The organism is Pseudoalteromonas sp. meg-B1, assembly GCF_003173795.1.
In the GTDB taxonomy this organism is placed as follows: domain Bacteria; phylum Pseudomonadota; class Gammaproteobacteria; order Enterobacterales; family Alteromonadaceae; genus Pseudoalteromonas; species Pseudoalteromonas undina.
In genome coordinates, this window is record NZ_QGQU01000004.1 from 307807 (window position 1) to 329415 (window position 21609).

Genomic DNA, 21609 nt, shown 5'->3' on the forward strand with positions numbered 1-21609 from the left:
TTAAATTAAATTTAAATTAATCTGTTGTTAAAAATCTCAAGGACTTCCCTAGACTATTTTGATAAACTTGACGCCTAAAAATGCTACGGGGAAATAAAGCATGTGGCTTGAGCGACTGAGACGTCGATTAGCAAAACCAAAAACATCCGTACAATTATGCTTATTAGGCGTAAGTGCCGGATTAATTGCTGCATTTTTTATTATACTGTTCCGCTTAACCATTTTATTTTTTCAAAGTTTATTTCTAGAAACCCCTGACGATTTTACCACCCTACCCACTTTAGAACGGGTATTAATGCCTTTAGTTGCAGCGTTATTAATAGCTACATTTGCGGCTTTCACTGGCTTTAAACATTACCGCTTAGGTATTCCTTTTGTAATACACAGAATCAAGCGCCATTACGGGCAAATGCCACTGTATAACACGGTTAATCAGTTTGTTGGTGGTGCACTGGCGCTGATCAGCGGTTTTTCTGTTGGCCGCGAAGGCCCATCAGTTCACATGGGAGCAGCAGGGGCGAGCATATTAGCAAATAAATTACACTTACCTCACAACGCTATGCGTACCCTCAGTGGTTGTGGCGTTGCCGCGGGAATTGCTGCGTCGTTCAATACCCCGCTTGCTGCGGTTATTTTTGTAATGGAAGTGGTGCTCAGAGAATACAAAGTGCATATTTTTGTGCCGATAATGCTCGCAGCCGTTACCGGTGCATTAGCCACTCAATTTGTATTTGGTGAAGGCTCAGAACTTGCGCTAATAAGCATTGCCCCCTTAAGTGGGTGGCATTACCCCTATTTAATTTTGTGCGGCATGGGGCTGGGCGCGGTGGCTTATGCTTTTAATCAAAACTTAATGCTGATTATTAAAACCTTTAAACCACTAAGTATGTTTCCTCGTTTAATAATTGCAGGGTGTATTGCCAGCTTAATTGCCTATGCAGTTCCACAAGCTATGGGCTCAGGGATGAGTGCGATAACCATTGCTGTAGAGTCACCTGAAAACATGCAACTACTTACCACTATTTTAATTGCTAAGTTATTAGCCACCTTGTTTGCTATTGGCTTAGGTATTCCTGGTGGGTTAATTGGTCCGGTTATTGGACTTGGTGTTTTAACCGGCACTTTAATGGCATTTTTTGCCCAGTTTATTAGCCCAGGAACTGACATAGCTGGTACTTATGGGGTGCTCGGCATGGCAGGCTTACTAGCTGCCACATTGCACTCTCCCTTAGCGGCACTAACTACCGTGATGGAGCTGACCTCTTCACCGGAAATTATTGTACCGGCGATGATCGTCATTACCACCGCCTACGTTACAGCTTTGCAGGTATTTGGTAACCGCTCTATATTTTTACAGCAATTAGACTTTCAGGGATTACCTTACCATGTATCTCCGGCCACTGAGGCATTACAAAAAGTAGGGGTGATGGATGACATGGATGAAGACTTTAAATTGCTCTACTCTGACGATAAAGAGCAAATAAAAAACAGTCTAGATGCCATGGACAGCCAAACACCGTTAATTGTGTTTGACGAGGAAAATGGTTATCGCCTAGCTGAATATGACTTAAGTTTAATGTCTGATCAGGCGGTCAATATAAAGTACATTAGCTTACAAGGTATCAGCAGCCAGGCCACTCTTGCAGATGCCTTTGAAATTTTAAATGATAAACGCAGTGGTGCACTTTATGTATATAACTTATTAGATAATCAACAAATTATGGGATTACTAAGGTGGGATCAAATCCATCATATTCTAACCATACGTAACAGTTTACTTTAACAATAATGAGAACAGTATGAGCGCATTATTAATTTACAAAACCTTGCACGTATTTTTTATGATTGCTTGGTTTGCCGGTATTTTTTACCTTCCTCGACTTTTTGTTTATCACGCTATGAGTGAAGAAAAATCGTGTAACTCAATGCTAAAAGTAATGGAACGTCGGCTGCTTTATTTTGTTACCCCCTTTGCTGTGCTTACCGCAGTGTTTGGCGTATTAACTATTGTTGAATACGGCCGCGAATGGTTTCGTTACAGTATGTGGCTGCATTATAAACTAGTGCTGGTAATCATTTTATATATTTATCATGGCTACTGTTTCAAATTATTAGCTGATTTTAAACACGATAGAAATACAAAAAGCGATCGGTTTTACCGAATTTTCAACGAGCTACCTGTTTTAGCGTTACTCGTTATAGTTGCTTTAGCCATTATTAAGCCAAGCTTTTAAATACAGGATTATAAATTACACTGCCAAGTCGCAAACTAAGTTTGTATAATACGCGCGATTGCGTGCTCCTTTATGGATTATCGCGCCTTTTTGAATAACTAGGAATAACCCCATGTTCAGTTTCCAAGGTGAAAATATACTCTCTGTTAATCAACTCGATCGAGACTGTATTGAACGCATATTTGCTGTAGCAAAAAAAATGGAGCCATACGCAAAAAAACAAAAGCGTACCAATGTGCTTGAAGGCGCTATTTTAGCGAATCTATTTTTTGAACCTAGTACGCGTACTCGTGTTAGTTTTGGCACTGCGTTTAACTTACTCGGTGGACTGGTTCGTGAAACCACCGGTATGCAAAGCTCTGCGCTTGCTAAGGGCGAGTCACTATATGATACCGCACGTGTTATTTCAGCTTATGCTGATGCGGTTGCAATGCGCCATCCAGACTCAGGCTCGGTAGCTGAATTTGCAACAGGTTGCAGCGTACCAGTAATAAATGGTGGCGATGGACCCAATGAGCACCCTACTCAAGCGCTGCTTGATTTATTAACTATTGAGCGAGAGCTTAACCGCTTCGATCAAAATATTGATGGTATGCACATTGCGCTAGTCGGCGATTTAAAATATGGCCGAACCGTTCACTCGCTATCAAAGCTACTATGTCATTACAAAAACATTCGCTTTTCAATGGTTGCCCCTAATGGCTTGCAAATGCCTGACTCAATTTTATCTGTCGTTGAAAATGCAGGACATAAAATTGAACTGGTTGATAAAATGGAAGGTAACTTAGCGGCCGATATTGTTTATCAAACACGTATCCAAGAAGAGCGTTTTCCGTCTCAAGAGGAAGCTAATAAATACCGTGGTGGATTTAGAATTAGCCAGTCTATTTACAATTCCCATTGCAAACCGAACTCGGTGTTAATGCACCCGCTTCCTCGCGATAGCCGTTTAGAGGCAAACGAACTTGATAACGACTTAAATGCTAACGACAATCTAGCAATATTCCGCCAAGTACAAAATGGCGTACTTATTCGTATGGCGCTGTTTGCTTTAACCCTCGGCGTAGAAAACAAAGTCGAGCAGTATGAAGTAGACGTTCCTTGGTTTAGCCGCAAACGCGATAGCTAAGCTTTTAATTTTAAAGTGATAAAACAATAGGATTTTTCATGACAATTAGCCAAGACTTATTTAAACGAGCTCAAGACTCTATTCCTGGTGGCGTAAATTCACCAGTGCGTGCTTTTAATGGTGTAGGTGGTACTCCGCTGTTTATTACTAAAGCACAGGGCGCGTTTACATTTGATGCTGATGGCAACCGTTACATTGATTATGTGGGCTCTTGGGGCCCAATGATTATGGGCCACAATCACCCTGAAATAAAACAAGCAGTGCATGATGCGGTAGAAAATGGTTTAAGCTACGGTGCACCTACCGAAGCTGAAATTTTAATGGCTGAAAAAGTTAAAGAGCTAGTCCCATCTATCGAAAAAGTACGTATGGTAAGCTCAGGTACTGAAGCAACAATGAGTGCAATTCGCTTAGCTCGTGGTTTTACTGGTCGTGACAAAATTTTAAAATTTGAAGGTTGTTACCACGGCCATGCAGATTCACTGCTAGTAAAAGCTGGCTCTGGTGCATTAACTATGGGTGTACCTAACTCTCCAGGCATTCCTGAAGATTTAGCTAAGCACACCCTTACGGTTTCGTTTAACAATATTGAAGAAGTGAAAGCGATTTTTGCTAAATACGCCGATGAAATCGCATGTATTATTGTTGAGCCAGTTGCAGGTAACATGAACTGTATCCCACCAGTACCTGGCTTTTTAGAAGGACTGCGTGAAGTCTGTGATCAGTACCAATCTGTGCTTATTTTTGACGAAGTAATGACAGGTTTTCGTGTAGCCCTTGGTGGCGCTCAAGCTTATTACAACATCAAGCCAGATCTAACCTGTTTAGGTAAAGTAATTGGTGGTGGCATGCCAGTTGGCGCATTTGGTGGTAAAACAGAGATTATGGATTACATAGCCCCTGTAGGCCCTGTTTATCAAGCAGGTACACTGTCAGGAAACCCAATTGCTATGGCTGCAGGTTTAAAATCACTTGAGTTACTAAGTGCACCTGGCGTTCACGAAAAATTAGAAGCTATTAGTAAAGCGATTTGTGAAGGCTTTGAAGCTGCAGCTAAGAAAGCAGGCATTGCCTTAACGACTAACTACGCTGGCGGCATGTATGGCTTTTTCTTTACTGGTGCAGAAAAAGTAACTACTTACCAACAAGCTACTGAATGTGATTTAGAGCGCTTTAAAAAGTTCTTCCACTTAATGCTTGAAGAAGGGGTTTATTTAGCGCCTTCAGCGTTTGAAGCTGGTTTTGTTTGTGCTGCGCACACAGAGCAAGAAGTTCAGGCAACGATTGAAGCGGCAGAGCGCGCTTTTGCTAAACTATAACGTTTAGCTCATAAGATCGCTTACCCATAAAAAAAGCCCTTTCGGGCTTTTTTTGTTTTTATTACTTAGCGAATACATTGGGGCCTTGGTTTAAACTCACTGGCCCTAAGCGGTAATTGAATCACTTTGCCACACCCTGGTGGTGCTTGCTTCCCGGTTTGCTCGTTTACAAATGCCCACCGAATTGAAGGTGGACGGGTATCGGCAATTGCTTGCGGGTTTAAGGGTTTTAAATAACGAATATAGGTTTCAAGCGCGCCTACACTGCCGGTTAAGCCAGTACTTTTATTATCATCACGACCTAACCATGCAACCGTCACTGTATTTTGATCAAACCCAGCAAACCAGCTGTCGCGTAATTCGTTACTGGTACCTGTTTTACCTGCGAGCTGAATCGACGGAAAATGTAAATTTAAGCGTTTAGCGGTGCCATCTTTAGTTACTCGCTTCATAGCGTATTTGGTCATGTACATGGCATCTTTATCAAAGCGTTGTTCGTTACTCACTTTATGCTTATAAAGTACTTTACCAACAGAGTCGGTTAATGCCGAGATAGACGTCAGCTCTCTGTATTCGCCATCAGCAGCAATTGTGGTATAAAGCTGAGCCACTTCAAAACTCGACATTTCAATAGCCCCTAATAGCAGCGACGGGTATTCATTAATATGGCCTTTAGCACCTAGTCCTCTGAGTGTATTAGCAACTTTATCAACCCCAACATCAAGCCCTAAGTTAACTGCCGGAATATTAATGCTGTGGCTGAATGCTTTATAAAGAGGCACGGCACCTCGATATTGATGATCAAAGTTTTCTGGCTGCCATACTTTTCCCTCTTCGTTGGTGACTTGCACGGGTGAATCATCAAGCAATGTCGCTAAGTTATAATGAGGAAGCTCCAGTGCACTTAAATACACTGCCGGTTTAACTAATGAGCCAATATTGCGCTTGGTATCAAGCACCCGGTTAAACCCTGAATAACGCACATCGCGTCCAGAGACTAACGCTGATACACCGGCTTTTTCAACATTAACGGAGATCATTGCCGCTTCTAATTCTTTGGTATTTGGACGCCTTTCCAAATAAGGTAAACTGGCCTGAATCGACTCTTCCATTGCGGTTTGTTTTTGCAAGTCGAAGTAGGTAAATACGCGCACCCCTGCATCTAATACTTCTTGATCAGGTAGCAGCTGTTTCAACTCGCGATTAACCAACTCCAAGTAACCCGGGTAAGACTTTTGTAAGCTGGCTTTCATTGGCGCAATATCAATGGCGCGCTTTAACGAGGCTCGATACTCTTTAGTGGAAATAAGTTTATTATCGACCATTAAACGCAGCACTAAGTCACGACGTTCCATAGCGCGCTCTTTGTAACGTCTAGGGTTATAATAAGAAGGGCCTTTAACCATGGCCACCAGCAGGGCAATTTGATCGTACTCAAGTTCATCAACGGGTTTTGCAAAGTAAAACTCAGCCGCTAATCCCATACCATGCACACCTTGGTTATAAGACTGACCTAGGTAGACTTCGTTTAAATAGGCTTCGAGAATCTGATCTTTTGAATAACGATAATCAAGAATAAGCGCAATAAAAGCTTCATTGATTTTACGTACTAACGAACGTTCACGGGTAAGATAAATATTTTTAGCCAACTGTTGTGTCAGTGTGCTGCCCCCTTGCACGGTTCTTCCTGCGCGAATATTGGTATATAAAGCCCGTAAAATAGAAAATACCGATACCCCGTGGTGATCATAAAAATCGCGGTCTTCGACCACTAACAAAGCATTCTTAAGCATGTCTGGAAATTTATCTAATGGCACAAATTCGCGGTCTTGTTTTGAGTCATTACCTATACGGGCTATTTGTACAGGCTCTAATCTGGCAGTGTTTAAGCGACGACCGAATTTATCTTTAATACTTGCAACCTTTTCCCCAGAGAAACGTAGTTCGATTACATGAGCATTTTCTAAACCATCATAAAATTCAAAATCACGACGAAAAATCTTAATACTATTAGCTGTTTTAATATATTGCCCTGTGCGGATCAAGCGATTAACTGCCGTGTAATTTAAACGTTTAAGCTCCCATAAAACTTCTTGCTCAGATAAAAACTGCCCAGGAAAAAACGTCATTGAACGCGCATACACTTGGGCTGGAAGTTGCCATTTGTTGCCTTCAAATTGGCGGGTGATTTTTGCATCAAGATAAATAAAGTAAAGTGCTACAGCGATGAAAGTCGCCAGACTCAGTTTCCAAAAAATAGAAAACAAAGTTTTTAAAAATGGCCGTTTAGCCGAACTTGCGGTTTTTTTTGCAGCACTTTTTCGCGCTGATGTTTTAGATGACTTAGTAGCACGCTTAGTCGAGGATTTACTGGTCGGTGTTTTCTTTTTTTCAGCCATTTAAGTGTAATACATTCCAAAGGTTGATTTAACGCGAGGAGCTTATCACATTACTCTAACACCTGAAAAATTAACCCTTCCTGAAATCAAAAAAGCCCTAACTGAGTAGGGCTTTGATTGAACACACAATACTTTTACTTTTAATTACTTCTTACTGAAACAAATTCTGGGTAAGCATCAATACCACAATCATGTTGATCCATACCGTTTAGCTCTTCCTCTTCGGTAACACGAATACCCATGGTTTGTTTTAAGACTGCCCAAACAATGAATGAAGCGATAAACACAAAGCCAATGATACATAGTAAACCAATTAACTGTGCCACAAGGTTAGCCTCGGCATTAGTAACCGGCACTAATACCACACCTAATATGCCACATACACCATGCACAGAGATGGCACCTACAGGGTCGTCAATTTTCACTTTATCAAGTGCCACAATGCTTAGTACAACCAAAGATCCACCTAGTAGGCCATATAAACACGCCATTAATGGTGATGGTGATAATGGATCTGCAGTAATAACCACTAAGCCTGCAAGTGCGCCATTAAGTACCATGGTTAAATCTGCTTTACCCCATAATAACTTACATAAGAACAAGGCTGATATTGCACCCATAGCTGCAGCAGCATTGGTGTTAAGTAGTATTTGACCTACTGCAGTTGCATTTTCTTTATCTGAAATTAATAACTGTGATCCACCGTTAAAGCCAAACCAACCCATCCATAAAATAAATGTACCCAATGTAGCAAGTGGCAAGTTTGAACCTGGAATTGGGTAAATTTCACCATTTTTACCATATTTACCTTTACGTGCACCCAATAGAATTACACCCGCAAGCGCTGCAGCTGCACCGGTTGCATGGACAATGGCAGAACCTGCAAAATCAACAAAGCCTAATTCAGATAGGAAGCCGCCACCCCATGTCCAGTAACCTTCAATTGGGTAAATTAATCCTGTAAGTACTACTGTAAACACTAAGAAAGCCCATAACTTCATACGCTCCGCTACGGCGCCAGATACAATAGACATAGCCGTTGCAACAAATACTACCTGGAAGAAAAAATCAGACTCTAGTGAATGATCGGCGTCTGCCGCTTGACTACCTATTAGGCCACCAAATGAAGGAATTATTCCGCCTTCAACGTTGTCTACATACATAATGTTGTAACCGACCAACAAAAACATAGTACAAGCGATAGAATAAAGTGCGATATTTTTAGTTAGAATTTCTGTGGTATTTTTTGAGCGCACTAAACCTGCTTCTAACATTGCAAAACCAGCTGCCATCCACATAACTAAGATGCCAGAGATTAAAAAGTAAAACGTATCGAGCGAAAACTTCAGCTCTATAATTGTATTTTCCATGTTGCCCCCTTAAATAGCATCATCATCAAGTTCGCCAGTACGAATACGGACAATTTGATCTAAGTCGTAAACAAAAATTTTGCCGTCACCAATTTTGCCCGTTCCAGCAACTTTGGTAATGGTTTCTACAACGCGTTGGCAATTTTCACTACGAGTGGCAATTTCAAGTTTAATTTTAGGTATAAAGTCAACTTGGTACTCTGCACCACGGTATAACTCTGTATGACCTCTTTGACGTCCAAACCCCTTAACGTCAACCACGGTCATTCCTTCGATGCCTAAATCAGCGAGTGCTTCACGCACATCATCTAGTTTGAATGGCTTTATTATTGCACTGATCATTTTCACAAAGGCCCCCTTAGGACACTAGCTTGTTATTGTATTTGCTCTATGCAATCCAACCTTTGTGCCACCTTTAAATTACAAATAAAAACAGAGGGTTATTAAATTAAATAATATAAAAAACAAAAAAGCGCACCATTTAGGTGCGCTTTTTTTAAGCAAAATACAGAATTGGTGCGAGTCGATAAATACGCAAATAATCGTCTTTAACTAACCGTTACACTCTCGCCAAATACACATTGATAATGTATTTAAGATTAAAGTTACTCTGTCGCATAGAAAGACAAAGCCGGTTTTTTAGCATCACTTAGCCATATTGACTCCATAGTTTGCACCACTCGAAAGTGAAACTCTTCATGGGTGAAGGGTTTAGTTAAAAAGTCATTCGCACCTGATTTAATAAATCGTGCAGCAACGCCATAACTATATACATCAGCTAAACCAATAATGGCCAATTGCTCACGGCTTTTAATATTACGAATAGCTCTAATTAATTCAAAACCATTCATACCTGATAAGTTATGGTCAGTGATCACTAAGTTGATAGCCTGATCATGCTCAAGTATATGAAGAGCTTGCGCACTATTATCAACAGTAATGATGTCAAACAATTGTTTTTCGAGCATTTGCTTAACCAAGCTACTGCTCAATAAGGAATTATCTACAACCAGCGCTTTGCGCCCCTGGTTACGCAATAACTGTGCTACAAATTTTATGGCGTAAAGATAAGAGTCGCGATTATCTTTAATGACGTAATCGATAATACCTAATTCCAGCATTTTTAAACGTGTATGTTCATCTGTTTGCGTTGTCATCACCAACGTAGGGATACCTTGCGACAGTGTAAAGCGAGTTATATCAGTATCGATTTGACCACCAACAGATAAATCAACTAACGCGAGCGAATAACTAGTTTGATTTAGTAACTTTTTACATTGAGTAAGTGACTGAGCGAAATCAACCCGCACATCAAGATAATGAGCAGCAATATGTTTGAGTACCTGTTGTACCCTTATATTATCTTCAACAATTAAAACCCGTTGCATAAACTCCCTTTCATTTACGTTCACCCTTTATGGTAATAAACCTAAAAATAAATCACTCTCAAGCATCCATTTAAAAACAATTAAAGCGACCAATAACCTAAAAAACTTAATTAATAATTAAATTTTTTAATCGCCTTAAACTTACTGTATGGCATACACATCAAGTATATTTCGCCCGTTTGCTATGTTGAGATTAATCTTAATTATATAAACTCAACGATTATTATCGGCAGCTAGTCTCAATACTTTTGTTTTTTACTCAAATATCGCTATAACTGCAGTACATAAAATAAAAAGGGTTAGTTATGAAATTTAGTCGAAGTCTATTTTTACCCATTGCCGCAATTGCACTTACATTTACGAGTGCAACGTTTGCCGATAATCAACGCCGTATTGATATCGACAGTAAAGTAGTTACTCAGCACAAAGCAAAAATAAATAACGAACGATTTTCTTATACGGTAGCAACAGGCACACAGCCAGTATGGGATAACAAGGGTGATGCCATTGCAACCCTTCAATACACTTACTACACCCGCGATAAAGTAGATGATAGAACAAAGCGTCCATTACTTATTTCATTTAATGGTGGCCCTGGTTCAGCATCAGTTTGGATGCATTTAGCTTACACCGGCCCTCGCGTTTTAAAAATTGACGACGAAGGCTACCCAATTCAACCTTATGGTGTAAAAGATAACCCTTATTCGGTTTTAGATGTAGCGGATATCGTTTATGTAAATCCTGTAAATACAGGTTATTCACGTGTTGTAGAAGATAAAGACGGTAACCTTTTACCCAAAGATAAACAAAAAGAGCTATTTTTTGGCGTTAATGCCGATATAAAGTACCTCGCAGAATGGCTTAATACTTTTGTATCTCGAAATGAACGTTGGCGCTCTCCAAAGTTTTTAATTGGTGAAAGCTATGGTACTACTCGTGTATCGGGTTTAGCGCATGAGCTGCAAAATAGTCAGTGGATGTACATTAACGGTGTTGTACTCGTATCTCCTACCGATATCGGTATTAAACGCGACGGACCAGTAAAAGCAGCTAACCGCCTACCTTACTTTGCAGCTACTGCATGGTACCACAAAGCATTAAACGCCGATTTACAAGCAAAAGATTTAGACGAGCTATTACCGGAAGTTGAACAGTTTACCGTTAATGAGCTTATTCCTGCGCTTGCAAAAGGCGGCTTTATAGCGCCTGAAGAAAAACGTCGTATTATTAAAAAAATGGCTGAATATGCGGGTTTATCTGAAACATTTGTTAGTCAAAACAATTTAGATATTCCAACACAGTTTTTTTGGAAAGAGTTATTGCGTGAACGCGGACAAATGGTTGGTCGACTGGATTCGCGCTATTTAGGCATAGATAAACGCGATGCTGGTGAGTCACCAGATTACTGGGCAGAGCTTACATCATGGCTGCACTCTTTCACTCCTGCAATTAACTATTATCTTCGTGAAGAGCTTAATTACAAAACCGATATCAAATATAACTTATTTGGTAACGTTCACCCATGGGATAGAAGCGGAAATAATACCGGTGAAAATTTACGCTTAGCCATGGCTCAAAACCCTTATTTAAATGTAATGGTTCAGGCGGGCTACTTTGACGGTGCAACCAATTACTTTGATGCCAAATATACTATGTGGCAATTAGATCCAAGTGGTAAAATGCAAGATAGGTTAAGCTTTAAAGGCTACCGCAGTGGCCATATGATGTATCTACGCCACGCAGATTTAGAAAGCTCTAATAACGATTTACGCGAGTTTATAAATCAGTCTTTACCCAAAGACGGTGAATCCGCTAAATACTAATTAGCTTTTACCCACTAAAAAGTGACCTCTTAGGTCACTTTTTTGCTTATAACTGCGGCGGTTCGGTATGTGTGCAATTACCGGTGCGAATAACGGTTGGCTTTGCTATGTACTGCTTAGTAGTGAGTATTTCAGCAAGATTTATTAGCGTCTTAAGGGTGCTTTTTAGGGCGATCCGATTATTTAACCACGTGGGTATCTTACCGCCTGGTAACGCATATACCTGATAACTAATGTGCAAATTTTTCGCCTGCTGAGTTAACAGCCACATTGCATCTAAGGTGCTTATTCTTATTACCCCTTTAGTTTTAGGTAAAAAATCTGGGCGCGCGTGAATACTAAGCTGCGTTTGCAAGTCATTCACTTTTTTATAGCACGAATAAGTAATCACATCTCTATTGCTAACAGGCCACGGGCTATCAATATAACTGTAAACTAAGTTTTCTGAAGGGCTTAAACTTTTGAGTAACGTGACCTTAGTAATGTTTTCTATCCAGCTAGGGGCTGTATCGGTATCACTAAGTAAAGCAACTAAATCCTCTGCGGTGACATTGCTAACCACCGTTTCAGCTTTCATTTTCAAGGTATCGTCAGTTAAACGCTGAAAATAAACACTTACCCCTTGTTTACTTTCGTAAAGTTGCCAAGATGGCTGTGAACACACATTGGTAGCAAAACACAAAAGTGAAAAAATCATGCACTTTTGCAGCAAAGTCCGGCTACAAAAGCGCTTAGCCATTAAAGCCAATAGGGTTCTGTATCAAATGAAGCGTTTCGACTTTGCTCCATGGCACTGACTAAAAAGTCAGATTTTTGCTCTAACCATAGTTGTATTTTTGCCAATTGAGCATCCTCTTGCCCGCCACATAGCTGTTTTAAATAATCAAGCGTGCTTAACTCATACATCCCATGAGAAATATCCAACCAAGGGAGCCTAAACTCTAATCGCTCATCTTTATTAAACAGTGCCCCTAAACAGTTACCACTGAGTAAACTGTTCTCTAATTGAGTGCGAAAGTTTAAATAATCATTGCCTGCTAAGCTTTGCTCTTTAGGCAATAAGCGATGTAAGTTTTTCCAATCTTTATCAAATAAGCGATGAGCAATATCTACAATAGGTTGCTCTGCATTTTGAAGCTCTGCTTGGCTCCAATCTTTACGCCACTGCTTATTTATCAGCCACGTTGTTAAGCTCAGCAATAAACGGTTGTAGCGTGCACTATGAAAAAGCGAAAAAATATCGTCAATGCTCGGCTGTAACTCTTTTAAATCGTTAATAACTTGCGTTAACGCTGGGGCGCTATTTATTTTTTTATAAAAAGCATGGCGCTTAGAAGTATAAGTTTTTAACTGAATTGCATTTTCAACCCATGCTAACTCACTTAATAGCCACTTGAGTTCTGTTCTGAGTTGCTCAGTACTTTCTTTACTAACAATATCGTCAAACAACCAAAAGTTGTGGCGAATTAAGCTAATGCCGTCGGTTACACGTTTTAATGTTTTTAAACTTGGCTTATCGAAATAGCATTGCTCGTGTTTTTGCACAAAGCGAATACCAAACCCCATAGCTTCAATAAGGGCTTGCTCTTGAGTGGCTTGCTTATTAAGTTTCACAAAGCCGATTGATTTACTTGGTTGAAGCGGCGTGTCATCCGCAAGGCGGTAGCCTCTTGCTGCTTTTGAATAAAGCCCTAAACGTATGCTGTTTTGGCTCACTAATATATCCGCAAAAGCAAATAGCTCCTCACGACTACCTTCAACCAGCTCGATTTCAAGCTCGCTGATGATTTCTACCTTACCTGACGCAGCAATTTCACCTTTATCTAATACCACTTCAATTTTGGCACCATTTGGGGTTTCTATTAACCACGTACGGCGAATAAAATTAGTACTAAAAATAGGGAATAGATTTTGTGATATGGCATCAATTTGCATACCGTGAGGCCAAATTGATGAATCAAACGCCATTAGATTTGGTCGGTTTGTTTCTATTGGAAGATTGTACTCTGGGCGCTGATGTAAGCCCCCTACCACTTCTCCAGCTAGCTTAATTGTTTGCTCACAGCGCTCGTCTGTACAACGCGTTCTAAAGCCAATATCGAGTGCTCTTAACTCTCTGCTTGGTGTATCATAATAAGCATTTTGCAAACTTTTAGAAGGTTTGTTTGTGACTGTTTTTGCAAATTGAGTAATTAGTGAGGGGATCAGTGGAATGACGTCATCTGATACCAAAAATTTCAGTTCTATCTCAGTATCCATTAGGCTTGCGGATTACCCTTAAAATTAATAAGTGCTCAAAATAAACAAAGCAGCCCTATATTGCAAATTTTTTAGTCATAAACACACAAGCAAAATGCTCTGGTTACAATATCTGTCTTGCTATTAAACTATTAAATCCATACTATCTATATACTTATGCGAAATAAAAATCACGTTCACAACGGACACTGCTAGATTAACAAGGTAGATAAATGCTAAAACACTGTTTACTATGGCTGCTTTTAACAGCCGCCCCGTTTATGAGCCAAGCAGAGGAAGCTCAATCAACGTCGCCGACTAATGCTAAAACAGCTTATATAATCGATAATTTGTATACTTTCATGCGCTCAGGTGCCAGTAAAGACTATCGTTTACTTGGTTCAATAGATGCAGGTACGCAACTCACTTTATTATCTGATGAACAAAATGGTTTTATAAAAGTTAAAGATGATAAAGATCGTGAAGGCTGGGTAGAAGCTAAATTCATTAGTGAATCAGCTGGTTTAAAACAACAATACCAAGCCCTCAATAATGAAATAAGCACTATGCAAAATAGACTTCGTCAAGCGCAAGTTGAGTTACCTGAGCTGCAAGAGCAAAACGCACAGTTAACCGAACAAAACGCGCAACTATTAGCACAAATTAGTCAGTTACAAGGTGAGCTTTCTCAAGAGCAACAGCTAAAACAAGCAACCAGTGCTAAAGAAAAACGCCAGTTACTTACTTACGGTGGAGCCATTGCATTTTTAGGTTTGTTCTTAGGAATTATCTTAACTATCGTGTTATCACGCAGAAAACGCTATGAAGGTTGGGCATAAGCTTAACTTAATACAGCAGGCATAAAAAAAGCATCATATGATGCTTTTTTTATGCCTGCTGTATTTTTGCTTAAAAGAATATCTACGTTATATATCTAAACGAAGCCCAGGGTCTTGTTTGATTTTTTCTATTACCATGTAAGTGTGGTGTGTGCCCACTCCCGGAATATCAACCAAATCACCTAATACTTCTCTGTATTCATCCATGTTGGAAACGCGAATTTTTAATAAATAGTCATAACCACCCGCTACCATATCACACTCAACAACCTGCTTAATTTTAAGAATGTGTTCACGAAATACTTTAAATACGGCTGTATTTGAAGTAACTAATGATACCTGCACATGGGCCACTAGGCTTTGATTAAGTTTTTCCTCACTTAATTTAGCGAAATACCCCTCAATATAGCCCTCTTGCTCTAAACGTTTAACCCTATCTAAACAGGGACTGGGGCTTAAATTCACCTGCTTTGCGAGGTTAACATTTGAAATTCTACCATTGCGCTGCAAAACGTCTAAAATTGATATATCGATACGATCAAGCAGGCGTAATCTATTCGGATTAGTCATATCAGTATTTTATATGGATAAGTTAATAATATGCCCTGTAAATTATCGTAAAACGGCGAAATTAACCAGCATATTCTGCTGGATTTTAATTAGAATGCACGCTTTACACCAACAACATTTAGCGGTAATTAACAATTATCCTAAGTCTTAACACTCCTGAGGGTTGCTTATGTTATTCAATGGCGATTTAACAACGACTTGTCCGATCAGACAAAAGATCCGTGACTTTTACCGTATTGATGAGAATGCGGTTATTGATCACATTTTACCACTTGCAGAAGTCGGTGTTAAAGCACGAAGCCGTGCATGGGAAAGAGCTCGCCAAATAGTATTAAACATTCGTAAAGACCAAGATGGTCAAAGCGGTGTTGATGCGCTATTAAATGAATTTTCACTATCGAGTGAAGAGGGTGTGGTATTAATGTGTTTAGCCGAAGCATTGCTTCGCGTTCCTGATAAAGCAACTCAAGAAACATTAATACGTGATAAATTAGCAAATGGCGATTGGAGCTCTCACTTAGGCAGTAGTGATTCTTTATTCGTTAATGCTTCGTCTTGGGGATTATTAGTAACCGGTAAAATGGTTAACTATAACGACAAAACGAAAGAGCAACAATTTGGTATGCTCAAAAAAACCATTGGTCGTTTAGGCGAGCCTGTTATTCGTAAGTCTGTGAACTTTGCCATGAAAATTATGGGTAAACAGTTCGTAATGGGCCGCACTATTGACGAGGCCATCGAACGTGCAGCCGATACAGAGAAAAAAGGCTATGTATATTCTTACGATATGCTAGGCGAAGGCGCTCGCACAATGAAAGATGCTAAGCGCTACTTCGACAGCTACATGAATGCAATTCATTCTATTGGCAAAGCAGCAAATGGCCGTGGTCCAATAAAAAGCCCGGGCATTTCTGTAAAGTTATCAGCTATTCATCCGCGTTATGAATTTACTCATAAAGAACGCGTGATGGAAGAAATCGTTCCAAAACTAAAAGAACTTGCACTTGCCGCTAAAAAATACGACATCGGGTTTACTGTTGATGCTGAAGAAGCTGACCGTTTAGATATTTCTCTTGATGTTATTGAAGCGGTATTTAGCGATGAAGATCTTGGCGATTGGCAAGGTTTTGGTTTAGCGGTTCAGGCGTATCAAAAGCGCGCTATTTTTGTTATTGAATGGCTAACAGACCTAGCAACCCGTGTGGGTCGTAAAATGATGGTGCGTTTAGTAAAAGGCGCATACTGGGATACCGAAATCAAAACCACACAACAAGATGGTTTAGACTTCTTCCCGGTATTTACCCGTAAAGCAACCACTGATGTGTCATACAAAGCATGTGCGATTAAAATGCTTGAAGCACGAGATGTACTTTACCCGCAATTTGCAACACACAACGCCTACACTGCTGCAACTATTTTAGAAGTAGCTAAAGGTGATAACCAAGGTTTTGAATTCCAACGTCTACACGGTATGGGCGAATCTTTATTTGACCAAATAGTTAATGCAGAAAAAATCCAGTGTCGTGTATACGCACCAGTAGGCCAGCACGAAGACTTACTTGCTTACCTTGTTCGTCGTTTACTAGAAAATGGTGCTAACTCATCTTTTGTAAATGCCATTGTAGATACCACTCAACCGGTTGAAGCATTATTACCAGATCCTGTTGAAACGCTGCAAGGTTTACGTAATAAATACAACACGCAAATAAAAATGCCAATTGATTTATACGGCGAAGAACGTGCCAACTCAAAAGGTATGGATTTAACTGATATTAACGTGATCACCCCGTTTAAAGAAAATTTAGACACTTGGTTTGAAGAGCACTTAATTGAAGAAAGCCAAGTACCAGAAGGCGCGCTGGCAGTTAAAAATCCAGCAAACCATAAAGAAATTATTGGCCACGTAAAATTACAAAATAGCGATGAAATGAAAGTGTTGCTAGCCAATGCTGAAACCGCTTTTGAATCATGGTCACAAACACCAGTAAAAGAGCGTGCTAATCTATTGCGTCGCGTTGCTGATATTTTAGAGCGTCATCATGATGAGCTTGTTGCTATCTGTATTAAAGAAGCAGGTAAAGTGGCACAAGATGGTATTGATGAAGTACGCGAAGCGGTTGATTTTTGTCGTTACTACGCAGCCCGTGCTGAAGAGCTTGCTCAAGATGAGCGCTTTGAAGCTCGTGGTGTGATTTTATGTATTAGCCCATGGAACTTCCCACTCGCTATTTTCTTAGGTCAAGTTGCAGCTGCTATCGTTACGGGTAACACAGTAATTGCAAAACCTGCAGAACAGACGAGCTTAATTGCTCTACGCGCTATTGAATTAATGCTTTCTGTTGGTTTACCTGAGCACGTTGTACAGCCTGTGGTTGCTCGCGGTAGCGAAGTAGGTAAAACCATTGTGCCAGATGAGCGCATTCAAGCAGTTATGTTTACAGGTTCAACTGAAACGGGCACGCTTATTTCGCAAACATTAGCGGCACGTAACGATATTCAGGTGCCTTTAATTGCAGAAACTGGCGGCCAAAACTGTATGATTGTTGACTCAACAGCGCTGCCTGAGCAAGTTGTTGATGATGTAATCAGTTCTGGTTTCCAAAGTGCAGGTCAACGTTGTTCTGCATTACGCGTACTCTTTATTCAAGAAGATGTTGCTGATGGCATTATCGACATGCTCAAGGGCGCGCTTGCTGAATTACACATTGGCGACCCATCATTACTCTCTACAGACGTAGGCCCTGTAATTGATGAAAAAGCGCTGAAAACACTCAACGACCATGTTGAATACCTAAAGGGTAATGCAACACTTCACTATGAGTGTAAAATTCCTGATAACAGCGAAAACGGTGCGTTTTTCTTTGCCCCACGTTTATACGAAATCAAAGACTTATCGGTATTAAAGCGTGAAGTATTTGGCCCGTGTGTGCACGTGATCCGCTTTAAAGCAAGTGAGCTTGATAGTGTTGTCGACCAAATTAACAACACCGGTTACGGCTTAACAATGGGTATTCATTCTCGTATTGAAGAGCGCTGTGAACACTTAGCTAAAATGTCGCGCGCAGGTAATGTTTACGTAAACCGTAATATGATTGGTGCGATTGTTGGCGTGCAACCCTTTGGCGGCCGTGGACTATCAGGTACTGGCCCTAAAGCCGGTGGACCAAACTACCTACAACGCTTAATCAAAGAAAAAGCATCACCAGATAACGTACAAATGACTAACCTAACGCCAGACGAGCTTGATTTACACCACTACAGTGGCGCAAATGAGCAAGTAGAAAAGCTAATGGTTAACTCTATGCGCGATGAAAAAATTTGGCGTGCAACACCACTGAATGACCGTGTTTCTGCGGTGCGTCAGTTATTAGCGAAAGTAGCAACCGTTGAAATTATTGATGACCTTGCAGACGATTTAGCGTTAACACTTGCCGATGCACGTGCTCAGTTAAACCGCTTAGAAAAGCACATGCGTAAATATACAACATTGCCAGGGCCAACGGGTGAATCGAATACACTTCACCTTGAAGCACGCGGCTGTGTAGTATGTTACGCAGATAAGAGCACCTCATTTAACTTTTGGGCACTATCGATTATTACCGCGCTTGCTGCTGGTAACACGGTAATAACAGTAGCATCTGAAATATTTTATGATGAAGCGGTTGCTTTTAGAGATAAGTTTATTGCAACCGGCGTTGCAGAAGGTGTTTTCCAAGTAGCTAAACCAAATCAGTTACAAGCGATATTAGCGCATCCTCACCTAGCCGGAGCGGTAGTTGCTGCACGTTCTTCTCGCTTAGGCTACTTCAGCCAACAGCTTGCACAACGTAAAGGCGCTATACTGCCAGTGATCAGCTCTGAGTATTACGACACGCTAATTAAGCGCTTAATTACTGAAAAAACAATCAGTATAGACACGACGGCATCAGGCGGTAACACCTCCTTGATGACCCTTGTTGAAGATGATGAATAGAAAATAATCATTATTTAATTAAAAAGGCATCAAATTGATGCCTTTTTTATTTCTAAATGTGAATTTATTTGTTACTTTCTCTAATCATACTTGTTAATAAGAGTTCACTTTGAAAACCATTCCAACTTCACAGCTTAAGCCTGGTATGTTTGTACAAAAAGTTGTTAAACAAACTGGTAGCATTAGAATAAAAAACCAAGGCTGGGTTAAAACTCAAAGTGGAATTGATAAATTAATAAAATCAGGAATTTTAGAGGTTGAAATCGACCCTGATAAAATGCTCGCCTCTGAAGAACCTGAAACACAAACAACCTTACCTACTCAGCACGAAGTCAAAAAACGCGATCCTTGGTTAATTACCCACAGTGCTGAGCAAGAAATGAGTAAAGCTAAAAAGCTTTACGATGAAGCAAAAAACCTGCAAACCAAAGCGTTTGGCGATATAGAGTCTGGCCGCACTGTTGATGTTGCGCCTTTTAAAGAACTGGCTAGTGGGTTTATTGACTCCGTATTTAGAAATCAAGATGCGCTGGCGTGCATCACGCAAATGCGCCAAAAAGATGCCTACCTGTTAGAGCACTCGATAAATGTGTCTATTTTGATGAGTATTTTTGCTAAACATCTCGGTATTGAAAAACCGATCATTGAAGAACTTGCCACCGGCGCCCTTTTGCATGATATGGGAAAAATAAAAATCCCTGATGCTATTCTCAACAAACCAGGCCGCTACAGTGACGAAGAATTCAAAGTGATGCAAAATCATGCGCTCTTTAGCAAAGAAATACTAGAAGACGCAGGATTAACGGGGATTGCCGTAGATATTGCTGGTATGCATCACGAGCGCTTAGATGGCAAAGGCTACCCCTTTGGTAAAAAAGGCGATGAAATAAGCCAGTACGTCCGCATGGCGTCTATTGTTGATGTTTATGATGCATTAACTGCTGAACGTGTTTATAAAGCAGGTATGGAACCAATTAGAGCATTTAAAATTTTAAAGCAAGGCTGCCCAGATAGCTTTGATGGAGTGCTACTTAATAAGTTTATTCAGTGCATTGGTATTCACCCTGTGGGCACACTGGTAAAACTTTCTAGCCAAAAAGTGGGACTCGTTACTCAAAGCAATCCTGCAACACCATTAAAGCCAGTAGTAAAAACGTTTTTTAATGCAAAGCATGGGCGTTACACTGAAGTTCAAGACGTTGACTTATCAAATAAAAGAACGCAGGACACGCTTGAATCAGCAATAAAACCCAAAGAGTATAATATAGATTTAGAAGGCTTTTATAAGCACTCTATCTTTAGTTAATTGGCCACTATTGTGGCCAATCTTGCAGGGCTTTTAAGCTAAATTCATAACCGTCAAAATCAAGTACGCTCTGATCTGGCGCTATTTCTAACACCTTCAACGCACCAATAGACTCCCCTTCATATAGCTCTCTGCCATTGAGCTTTATCCAGCGTTTATCCGCCGCTGAAGAATAAATGTGCGCCTGATATTTAATGCTTGGTAACATACTTTGTAAGCCATCAGGAAGTAGCTCAACAGGCTGTACTCGTGATGAAAGGCGAGAGCCTTGAGTTACTTCATAGTCAGCTGTTGTTTCTGTGCTATTAACGGCTTGCGCAAACGCATTTCTCAGCGTGTCGGGAACCGTATCGAGTTCATCATTTAACTCTGGCTGCGCAGGCACATTTTGGTTAAGTGGTTTACCTAACACCTTGTATTTACTCAACTCATCTGCAGTGATTGTTCTTTTCGCCGGTTGAGTTGGTACACTTTGCGGTTGGCTGCTCGGTGATTGAAAACTAGATGAAGCGTTATTCTGCGTCGAGAAATTTTGCGTTTGCCCTTGAGACGCTTGATTAACGCTCATAGGTAAATATTGTCCTTGTGGCGTCAGCAACATTTGCTGCACACCCGTTGGGGTTTGTACATAAACCAACTGCCCTGCCAGCGGCACAGAATTGTTAGGCGCAGCTGTTACAATGGGCACTTGAGGGGTTGTTACTGTTTGAGCAACCGTTCTTTGTACCTCTTCTGCGCTTGTTGGTTTTTCTACAACCCCTGACTCTTTTTGACTAAGGTCATTTTGAACAGGCTCATTTTTAACGGTTACGTTTTCTTGTTGCGCCCACTTGCCGACAAAGAAGCCACTGCCCAATATACTCGTTGCCAATAAACTTCCTGCGAGTAAAAAACTAATTCGACGATAGGTCATCAACTGGCGTTGTTGTTTTAATTGTTGCGCTTGCAAGTCATATTGCTCAGCGCTCATGGTATCGTGCTTTGATTGCTTTAACGCATCTAATAAATAAGACATGAATCA

General features: G+C 40.5%; 16 protein-coding genes. 8 read left to right on the forward strand and 8 right to left on the reverse strand.

Translation table 11 applies throughout. From position 1 onward, the window contains the following. Positions 1–100: 100 nt before the first annotated feature. From DK924_RS15570 to hemL, 4 genes are all read left to right on the forward strand, one after another. Positions 101–1783 carry a chloride channel protein gene (locus DK924_RS15570; protein WP_010391078.1) on the forward strand — a complete coding sequence of 561 codons (1683 nt, stop codon included), beginning with the start codon at positions 101–103 and terminating at the stop codon, positions 1781–1783. 16 nt (positions 1784–1799) lie between these two features. Continuing rightward, positions 1800–2234, forward strand: coding sequence for a CopD family protein (locus DK924_RS15575; RefSeq protein WP_010391077.1), 435 nt, complete (start codon positions 1800–1802; stop codon positions 2232–2234). A 112-nt stretch (positions 2235–2346) separates the two neighbouring features. After that, positions 2347–3363: an aspartate carbamoyltransferase gene (locus DK924_RS15580; RefSeq protein WP_054202016.1), complete on the forward strand. Its 1017-nt coding sequence runs from the start codon at positions 2347–2349 to the stop codon at positions 3361–3363. A gap of 38 nt (positions 3364–3401) precedes the next feature. Next, positions 3402–4682 carry a glutamate-1-semialdehyde 2,1-aminomutase gene (gene hemL / locus DK924_RS15585; RefSeq protein ID WP_109875618.1) on the forward strand — a complete coding sequence of 427 codons (1281 nt, stop codon included), beginning with the start codon at positions 3402–3404 and terminating at the stop codon, positions 4680–4682. A gap of 65 nt (positions 4683–4747) precedes the next feature. On the opposite strand, the gene mrcB is transcribed toward hemL, so the two are convergent. From mrcB to DK924_RS15605, 4 genes are all read right to left on the reverse strand, one after another. Next, positions 4748–7081, reverse strand: a complete 2334-nt coding sequence (gene mrcB / locus DK924_RS15590) for a penicillin-binding protein 1B (RefSeq protein WP_109875619.1) — start codon at positions 7079–7081, stop codon at positions 4748–4750. Positions 7082–7221: 140 nt separating this feature from the next. Continuing rightward, positions 7222–8451, reverse strand: a complete 1230-nt coding sequence (locus tag DK924_RS15595) for an ammonium transporter (RefSeq protein ID WP_054202014.1) — start codon at positions 8449–8451, stop codon at positions 7222–7224. Positions 8452–8460: 9 nt separating this feature from the next. Further along, positions 8461–8799: a P-II family nitrogen regulator gene (locus DK924_RS15600; RefSeq protein WP_010391070.1), complete on the reverse strand. Its 339-nt coding sequence runs from the start codon at positions 8797–8799 to the stop codon at positions 8461–8463. Between the two features lie 257 nt (positions 8800–9056). Next, positions 9057–9839 (reverse strand): response regulator, encoded by a 783-nt coding sequence (locus tag DK924_RS15605; protein WP_109875620.1) that lies wholly within the window; start codon positions 9837–9839, stop codon positions 9057–9059. A 305-nt stretch (positions 9840–10144) separates the two neighbouring features. On the opposite strand from DK924_RS15605, the gene DK924_RS15610 reads away from it, so the two are divergent. Then, positions 10145–11662, forward strand: coding sequence for a S10 family peptidase (locus DK924_RS15610; RefSeq protein WP_008465920.1), 1518 nt, complete (start codon positions 10145–10147; stop codon positions 11660–11662). Positions 11663–11708: 46 nt separating this feature from the next. Here the strand turns inward: DK924_RS15610 and DK924_RS15615 are convergent, their stop codons facing one another. Beyond that, positions 11709–12401, reverse strand: a complete 693-nt coding sequence (locus DK924_RS15615; RefSeq protein WP_109875621.1) for an START domain-containing protein — start codon at positions 12399–12401, stop codon at positions 11709–11711. Next, positions 12401–13921, reverse strand: coding sequence for a CYTH and CHAD domain-containing protein (locus tag DK924_RS15620; RefSeq protein ID WP_109875622.1), 1521 nt, complete (start codon positions 13919–13921; stop codon positions 12401–12403). Before DK924_RS15620 ends, DK924_RS15615 begins: the two co-directional genes overlap by 1 nt. A gap of 212 nt (positions 13922–14133) precedes the next feature. Here DK924_RS15620 and DK924_RS15625 point away from each other — a divergent pair, with 212 nt between their 5' ends. Next, positions 14134–14739: a TIGR04211 family SH3 domain-containing protein gene (locus DK924_RS15625; protein WP_008111843.1), complete on the forward strand. Its 606-nt coding sequence runs from the start codon at positions 14134–14136 to the stop codon at positions 14737–14739. A gap of 87 nt (positions 14740–14826) precedes the next feature. Here DK924_RS15625 and DK924_RS15630 read toward each other — a convergent pair whose 3' ends face one another. Continuing rightward, positions 14827–15309, reverse strand: coding sequence for a winged helix-turn-helix transcriptional regulator (locus DK924_RS15630; RefSeq protein ID WP_010391063.1), 483 nt, complete (start codon positions 15307–15309; stop codon positions 14827–14829). 169 nt (positions 15310–15478) lie between these two features. On the opposite strand from DK924_RS15630, the gene putA reads away from it, so the two are divergent. After that, on the forward strand, positions 15479–19282 hold the full coding sequence (putA, locus tag DK924_RS15635; protein WP_010391062.1) for a bifunctional proline dehydrogenase/L-glutamate gamma-semialdehyde dehydrogenase PutA: 3804 nt from the start codon (positions 15479–15481) through the stop codon (positions 19280–19282). Positions 19283–19391: 109 nt separating this feature from the next. Continuing rightward, positions 19392–20588 carry an HD-GYP domain-containing protein gene (locus tag DK924_RS15640; protein WP_010391061.1) on the forward strand — a complete coding sequence of 399 codons (1197 nt, stop codon included), beginning with the start codon at positions 19392–19394 and terminating at the stop codon, positions 20586–20588. A gap of 7 nt (positions 20589–20595) precedes the next feature. Here DK924_RS15640 and DK924_RS15645 read toward each other — a convergent pair whose 3' ends face one another. Next, a complete protein-coding gene (locus DK924_RS15645) occupies positions 20596–21603 on the reverse strand; it encodes a general secretion pathway protein GspB (protein WP_109875623.1) in 1008 nt (335 codons plus the stop codon). Positions 21604–21609 lie beyond the last annotated feature (6 nt).